This is a genomic window from Phormidesmis priestleyi ULC007, assembly GCF_003003695.1.
Lineage (GTDB): Bacteria > Cyanobacteriota > Cyanobacteriia > Leptolyngbyales > Leptolyngbyaceae > Phormidesmis_A > Phormidesmis_A priestleyi_A.
The window spans coordinates 1-7,163 of record NZ_PVWG01000086.1; the positions used below are offsets into that span (position 1 = coordinate 1).

Annotated in this window: 9 protein-coding genes; 7 read left to right on the forward strand and 2 right to left on the reverse strand. The window is 49.8% G+C overall.

The features are described from left to right. Positions 1-88 precede the first annotated feature (88 nt). Entirely contained in the window at positions 89-373 is a 285-nt protein-coding gene (locus tag C7B65_RS26335; protein WP_083583269.1) for a recombinase family protein, read from the forward strand. Between the two features lie 27 nt (positions 374-400). On the opposite strand, the gene C7B65_RS26340 is transcribed toward C7B65_RS26335, so the two are convergent. Both C7B65_RS26340 and C7B65_RS27540 read right to left on the reverse strand, forming a co-directional pair. After that, a complete protein-coding gene (locus C7B65_RS26340; RefSeq protein WP_073075298.1) occupies positions 401-2,452 on the reverse strand; it encodes a carboxypeptidase-like regulatory domain-containing protein in 2,052 nt (683 codons plus the stop codon). Between the two features lie 598 nt (positions 2,453-3,050). Continuing rightward, entirely contained in the window at positions 3,051-3,296 is a 246-nt protein-coding gene (locus tag C7B65_RS27540) for a hypothetical protein (protein ID WP_143162130.1), read from the reverse strand. A gap of 408 nt (positions 3,297-3,704) precedes the next feature. Between C7B65_RS27540 and C7B65_RS26355 the strand changes: the two genes are divergently transcribed. The 6 genes from C7B65_RS26355 (at position 3,705) to C7B65_RS26380 (ending at position 6,683) form a co-directional block, all read left to right on the forward strand. Further along, positions 3,705-4,112 carry a hypothetical protein gene (locus C7B65_RS26355; protein WP_073075301.1) on the forward strand — a complete coding sequence of 136 codons (408 nt, stop codon included), beginning with the start codon at positions 3,705-3,707 and terminating at the stop codon, positions 4,110-4,112. 488 nt (positions 4,113-4,600) lie between these two features. Next, on the forward strand, positions 4,601-4,792 hold the full coding sequence (locus C7B65_RS26360) for a ribbon-helix-helix domain-containing protein (protein WP_073075302.1): 192 nt from the start codon (positions 4,601-4,603) through the stop codon (positions 4,790-4,792). A 15-nt stretch (positions 4,793-4,807) separates the two neighbouring features. After that, positions 4,808-5,353: a Uma2 family endonuclease gene (locus C7B65_RS26365; RefSeq protein WP_073075303.1), complete on the forward strand. Its 546-nt coding sequence runs from the start codon at positions 4,808-4,810 to the stop codon at positions 5,351-5,353. 59 nt (positions 5,354-5,412) lie between these two features. After that, positions 5,413-5,736: a hypothetical protein gene (locus C7B65_RS26370; protein WP_073075304.1), complete on the forward strand. Its 324-nt coding sequence runs from the start codon at positions 5,413-5,415 to the stop codon at positions 5,734-5,736. 12 nt (positions 5,737-5,748) lie between these two features. Next, entirely contained in the window at positions 5,749-6,063 is a 315-nt protein-coding gene (locus C7B65_RS26375) for a fertility inhibition FinO-like protein (RefSeq protein WP_073075305.1), read from the forward strand. 14 nt (positions 6,064-6,077) lie between these two features. Continuing rightward, a complete protein-coding gene (locus C7B65_RS26380; protein WP_073075306.1) occupies positions 6,078-6,683 on the forward strand; it encodes a Uma2 family endonuclease in 606 nt (201 codons plus the stop codon). Positions 6,684-7,163: the final 480 nt, after the last annotated feature.

The window sequence follows — 7,163 nt, forward strand, 5'->3', positions numbered from 1 at the left end:
AGGGACATGGACTGCTACTTTTGTGATGATTGCAGTCCATCCTCATTTTTCTCTCTAGACCTTGAAACCACCCTGCTTCTCAGACAAGATGAGCGGGGCAAACGCCGATCGCCCTGGACTAAAAGAAGCCTTTGAGTTTGCTCGGAAAGGAAACACGATCGTGGTCTGGCGACTTGATCGCTTAGGAAGATCGCTTAAAGACCTGATTGCCCTGGTCGAAGCGTTGGAGACCCGCCAGATTGGGTTGCGATCGCTTCAGGAAAACATTGATACGACGACCAGTAGCGGCAAGCTGATCTTTCACTTGTTTGGGGTATGGATGCTAAAACATCCCCCCCTCAACCATTGCTGGGCGAGAGGGGGATGGGGGTAAATCAAACCGTCACTTCAAACAGCCCCGCTAAACCGTCACTTTAAGCGTGGCGGTCTGGAAGTCAGCCGTGTAGAGGGTGGGGAAGAAAGTCCCATTCGTCACCCGTTTGCCCGCTAAGAGGCGGAAATCGTAACAGCAATCGACCGTGGGGAAGAACGTAATGTCCTCTGTGCCGCCGCCGAAGGATTTCAGCGCCGGGTTAGGAGCCTGATAAGGCCCAGGCGGGAACGGACCTGGCTGCCGATATCCCCGCAGACCGGGCGTTGTGGTGCCAGTCGAACCACTGCCAAAATCAGGCGTCACTTCGTATTCAAACAGATGACCGTTGGCATCGGCTACCATCACCGTGAGTTTGACATAACCGCCAGGGCCAATATTGTAGGCCGGACAAGCGCCTGTCGTGCCGATCGAAACCACCGGCGTATTGTCAGCCCGGAATGCCTTCAGGTCAACAATCTGGGCGGCGGTTAGCCCGCTGTTATCAACCATTAACGTCAATTTATCGGCTGGGTTGCTGGGCAAGACGACTGGCGCAAAGCTACTGTTATAGCCCGTGATCGTCAAATCGACCCCGCCCACACTGCCCGCCCCGACGAGCGCCGATGCGTTTGCGTCCACTTTACGTCCATTAAAGCCCCAAAGTACCGCATCCCCCGGATTTACCGTCGGGAACGGTGGCAATAACCCCGCAGGCACACTGGGTCGCTGCTCCTGGGTGGCGTACAGATTGGTTAATCCGGCATTGTTGAACGGCCCCATTTTAACGGTGGCATAGGTGACGGTTAGATCCGTATGCAGGATCACCACTGTGTTATAGAGGTCGGCGGCGATCGGTGCACTCGAAAAAGGCGCAGTACCACCACGGGCTGGGTTACCGCCCCATTGCCCCGCATTCACCTGATAGTAGGCCACCCCCGATGCGGGGGCAAACTCACCATAGATGTCCAAGGTTCCGGCAAAAGCCAGATCGCTCGAATCACTGCCCGCACTGCCGTCAGCATAGCCAGCGTGGATGGTATCGACGGTGGTATCGCCCACCCGAGTCCACACAAACCCCTTCACGGGCTTGGGATCATTCGGACAGGTACTAACCGTCTGGTCGTTGCCCACCAGGGTTACCGTACTATCATCCTCTAGGCACCAACGGGTATCGATCGCCGGATCTTCGTTCACAATTACAGTGCCGCCCTGAGTCACCTTAAAAATCAGGTTGGGGTCATCACAACACCACCAGCGCCAAGGGAACAGTGCCCGAATGTCAGGATTGGACAGCTTCCGGCGAATCAGCGCCGTCCGGACCGCATCTGGCCCAAATTCTGACTGCAGCGTCTCGGCGGTGATAAAGCCCTGACCTCGGATCAAACTCCGCCCTTCGGGCCGACTCAAGGGTAAGCGATCGGCATCGATCGGCATCGAAAATTGTGCATTCAATTGCGGTCGGGCGACTTTCCGTTCGATCGCGTCTAGGACATAGAGAATATCTCTTTCCCACCACCAAGGCCAGCACAGCCACCAAAAGGGCCGACAGGGCCAGCAAAACCGTGATGTACACCAGTTAAAGCAAGCGGTGAAATGTCCAGTTGCATCAGTAGGGACGGTGGCTACAGGCGTTTGAATCAACCCACCCCCGCCTGTATGCGTCACGCTATACACCGTCACTTGGGCTCCTGGCACGGGGCAGCCCCGAGGCCCAATTACAGAGCCGCTAACACAATATTTCCGACACCATCGCCACCAAAGAGTGAGGATTTTTTCGTTGATCTGAACCCGCTCTAGGGGGAGACGGATCTCAGTACTCCCTTCGACCCGCTGTTTGAGGTCCAAGGGAAAGCGTTGGAGTTGCGGCACTTGGTCAAGTTGTGTGTCCAGACCGGCTGGCCCGATTACCAGTTCTAATCCATAGGCGATTTTGGCAGCAATTGCTTCTTGTGAGAGATTAAAGCGGACATTCCCATTGGCGTCAACATTGGTTCGAGCGAGAATCTGATGGCCGCACACAATATACACATTGAGGCGTTCTGTGTCTTCTGGTCTGATTGTGGCCAGTGTTCCAACTAAGGTAATAGTATTGGACGACATACGATTGTTTCCTGAAGGTGATTAAAATTGCTCAGGAGGATGGTTGAGCAGCATCCGGGACTGCACGGTATGTATAGAGACTCAACCGTTTAACCGTTGAGTTTTAAGGCAAAGATCAGGCGTTCAGCCCTGTCGATCCGGTTTACAAACATCCTCCAAGGTCTAAGCACGCTATTCTGCACACTGAGTTTTTACTTACTTCTACAGCATGCTCCGTAAATACCGGATCAACAGTACCCCTGGGGGTAATATTTGTCTAATATGTAAGGTCAAAGCGCTTAGATTAGCTGCTGTATAAAGCTTAGACATCAACGCAGGATATGAATAAGCATTTATTGCTGTAAGACTTGACGCATTACAAAATAGAAGGTATGCAACACAATAGGCTTATATCGTGTAATTTGCGGAGTCTTACGCCGTGGCTAAACTATTTAACTTCCGATGCCCCGATGATTTGATGGAGTTAATTGAGCAACGGGCATCAGAGGCAGGTGAAGACAAAAGCCGAATCGTGATCGATTCGCTTCGTTATGCACTGAACATCACAGATTTACCCAGTGATGCGATCGTGGGCAGATCGAAAATATTAGAACTGCTCTCACGGATCGAGACACTCGAAAAAAAGCAGAAGGCGACCATCGAGAAATTGATGAGCGCCTAAAACTTGAGATTGAGCAGCGCGATCGCCAAATTGCCCAAATGCAGCAACAGTTAGCAGAACTAACCGCCAAACTCGAAACCTCTCAAAAAAACTCGCATGAGGATGGGCACCTTGCAGCCCATAGCCCAGCGTTGGCACGTTCCACCGTTGTGAATAGACAGGCTGAAGGTGAAGCACTGCCATCGCACCCTAAGCACTCAATCAGGATTGCACCTAAAAACTATGGGGTGTTGCCTCCAGATGCTAACGAGGGACTGAACCAAACGGATCTATGTCATTTCTATGGGTTGAAGTCAGGTAATTTGACGAGGGATTGTAGGGTTGCTGGCTTCTCAGATGTCGCTGATTACTTTGCTGCAATGACTGGTATCCGATGGGAGTATCGCGGGTCTAGTGGGATGAAAAAGCTGTATTTCCCGATCGAGCCAACTCAAGACGACTGAGCAGAGAAGTACGCACTTTTTGCCCTGGTACGCAGCGTTGCGATAGTCTTTCTAAACAGTGATTATCAAAGACTAACGGTGCGTACTTCAAGCAAAGCCCGATCGGGAACCCTCATGCAAATGTGAATTTCTAACTTCTCACACCAAAATGGCACTCAAAGACGCTACAAAATGCACGGCAAGAGCAAAGCACTCTCAGCAGCGCTGCTGCAATCCTGCTGTGACTGGCTACAACGTTTGTCGGATGCACGGCGCGGGAAACAAAGGCACTCCGAATTTGGGATCGATTAAGCATGGTCGATACTCTCGCTTAAAGACTGAGCAACTGCGATCGCTCGTTGCAGAATTTGAGAATGACCCCGATCCTATGAATCTCATGGGTGAGTTAGCAGCAGCGCGGGCGTTGTTTCAGGACTTCACCGATCGCTATGTTGAATCGACAGACGCTCTGATGCTGTGGAGCCGATCGGGTGAAACTGCAAAACCCACTCAGATCCTCGACATCGGCACTGCTTACAAAATGGTGAGTGAGATTAGGCGTTCCCGTAGCTTTTAGGCTAAAACCATCGCTAAGGAATTTGAACCAGATAATCTATAAGTTTGGCTTAAGTAGATTTTTGCCCATACTACACAACCGGCTTAGGTTTGGGCTGTTACATCACCCTACAAAAGGCTGAAACCTCGATTCGCTCGTTCTCTAGGGTAGCTAAATCTCCTGCCTTGAGGGATCTCTGCTACCGGTGCAGAGGAACAAACCTGACCGAGAGATTGGAAAAAGTTATTAACCGCTCGGTTTCTAATTTTGATAGAACCGAGAGAGCACTCATCACAAGTCAACCACAGAGCATCTTTCAGGCTTAAAGTTGTTTTTGGTCCAAAAGCTACGGGAACGCCGTTACGAATTCCTTAGATCCTTTATGAGAACTCATGCTATCATCTTTTTCACACCTTGCAACTGGTTATTAACATCTTTTAAGCAGACTTTGTTAGGTCAAAGAAGGTGAAAGGTAGTATGGAGGCAACTAATTCATAAATGGAAGAGACGTGAGTAAAAAGGTTTACGTCACACTGCCTGACACTGTGCAGGAAGATCTAGAAGGTTGGGCTGATTATCAAGGCAGACCAACTGCCAATCTCGCTGCGTACTTAATTGAGTTAGGGATACGTGAGGCAAAGGCGAAAGGGGAATTTAAGACAAACCAAAAATCCCCTGCAACTGAGAGCAAGGGCAAATAGGGAGGGCAATCACCAATGACAGTCGCAACGTACAAATGGACAATTGACCGCTATCACCAGGCAGTAGAAGCTGGCGTGTTTGATGATCAGCCTGTCGAGTTATTGAATGGAGATTTGATCGAGATGTCGCCTGAAGGTGTGCCCCACGCATCATTGAGCAGTGATGCTGGTGATTATTTACGCGATCGTCTTGGGAATCGCGCCAAAGTTCGAGAAGGGCATCCGATCACCCTGCCCAACAACTCAGAGCCAGAGCCAGACTTAGCGATCGTTGATCCTGATATTGCAATTTATCGATCGCATCATCCCTACCCAGAAAACATCTACTGGCTGATTGAATACTCAAACACCAGTCTCGACAAGGATTTGAAGATTAAGAGCAAGGTCTACGCAGAAGCCAACATCGCTGAATACTGGGTGATCAATTTGAGGACGAGGGAACTCATTGTTTTTCGTGACCCAGCGAATGGAGAGTATCGATCGCAGGTGATGCTAACTAACGGCATGGTTAGCCCTCTGTCCTTCCCAGATGTTCAAATTGATGTGCTGAGGTTAATCTAGACCTTTCTCAGTAATTAACCGAAACTAACGCCCGACAGTATTGATGCAAGGAAAAAGGCATGATCGACCGCAATCTAGTGCTTAAATACTTTCCTAATTTAGAGTGGCGAGGCTTCGATGATCTACCAGTAACGGTCGCTGTATCTGGTTGGTCAATGAGTGTCTGTGCTTCGTTTCTACCTGAAGCATCGTGCCACTTTGATCCGAGCATTACTGTTTCTGCTTATGCCGATGGCACCTTTAGCGCAGAGCTTTATCTAACCGACTCGACAGGAATTCAGAGTTGGATTGATGACGAGACATTAGAGGGTGTTCTGAGAAGCTTAAAAGAGCACATGGAGGCGATCCGTGAAATCATGTCTTATGCGTTGGCTGAACGATAGGAGAGATAACCGATGCCAGTGAACGGAAAACTTGAACTCACCATCAAAATTAGCGAGTTCCCGTCAGATGTAAAAACTGAAAACAACCTCAAGACTTTTGAGATTGATTGCGATGGGCAAATCGTCTCTGTTACCCTCAAACCCAAGATGTTTAAGAAGCTAGAGGATGCTCAGACGAACTTTCCGATGTGGGTCGCTGCGAACAGCTTCGCTGCGCCAAAGGCGTTCGCTGGCAAGATGGGTCAACCGACAGGGAAAGGTTTTGTACTAGCAGAAGCCAACATCCAGGTATTCGAGAAGAAGCCGAAAGAACCCGCAGCAGGGTAGGAGGGATTTAAGCCATGACGCAAGCAAAACCACGATTTAGAAACTTTGAGGAATATCTCGACTATGACGACGGCAGCGATCGGCGGTATGAATTGGTTGATGGGGAGTTAATTGAATTGCCTCCTGAATCTGAACCCAACAACGCGATCGCTCAGGAATTGTTTTGGCTGTTAGCAAACGCTCAAATCGTGATACGACGGCTAATCAAGCTCTACGCCTGTCAAATTCAAGTCCCAGTTCTTCAGAGTGGAGATGCGGCTAATCGCTTCCCTGATTTAGTCGTTTTGAGAGAGGAGCATCTAAGACTGACTCAATCGCAACTGACGATCAAGTTAGACATGCCGCCCCCGCAACTGATTGCTAAAGTCGTCTCACCAGGTAAAGAGAACACCGACAACTACCAGCGCGACTACACCCGCAAACGCGCTCAATATGCAGCGCGGGGCATCCCTGAATATTGGATCATTGACCCAAATCCCGATAGAGCAGTAGTGACAGTGCTGAGTCTCAAAGATGGGGCTTATCAGTCGAGAGAGTTTCGAGGAACTGATCGACTCATCTCTCCCGCATTCCCCGACTTGGAGCTGACGGTTGAACAGATTTTGAGGGCAGGGCAATAGGAAGGGAATTACCGTGACGCAACGACTCGAAAAAATCACAGACCCGCACATCGCTCTTCAGGCATCAGAAGGTTCTTTCGGTGTGCGGCTGGCTGACGACGATCAGCCTCGCTGAACGCTTGGCACGTCCTCGGGTCTGATTACATCTCCAGAAGAATTTGTCATGGATCGCTCGCGGATCAGAGAAAATGTCCTGGTACACTTAAACCCAGGTCAAATCGGTGAGGGACATTCCATAACACACTCAGTTTCCACCCTTGTAAAGCCAGAGGTCACCATGGGGTCTCAGTAGCAATGGAACCAGATTTTGCCTTAAGAGTATTTCAGCAGCAAATTGATAACTTCTACTGATTACTACAGTTGTAGATCGTTCATTCGCAGGTTAAAGGGCTGTCCCCTTCTTAGAGGCGGTTTGAGAAGTCAGTCAGTGAGTAAAAAAGCTCTCCGGTTATAAGCTGTAAATACGTAAAGTACAGCACC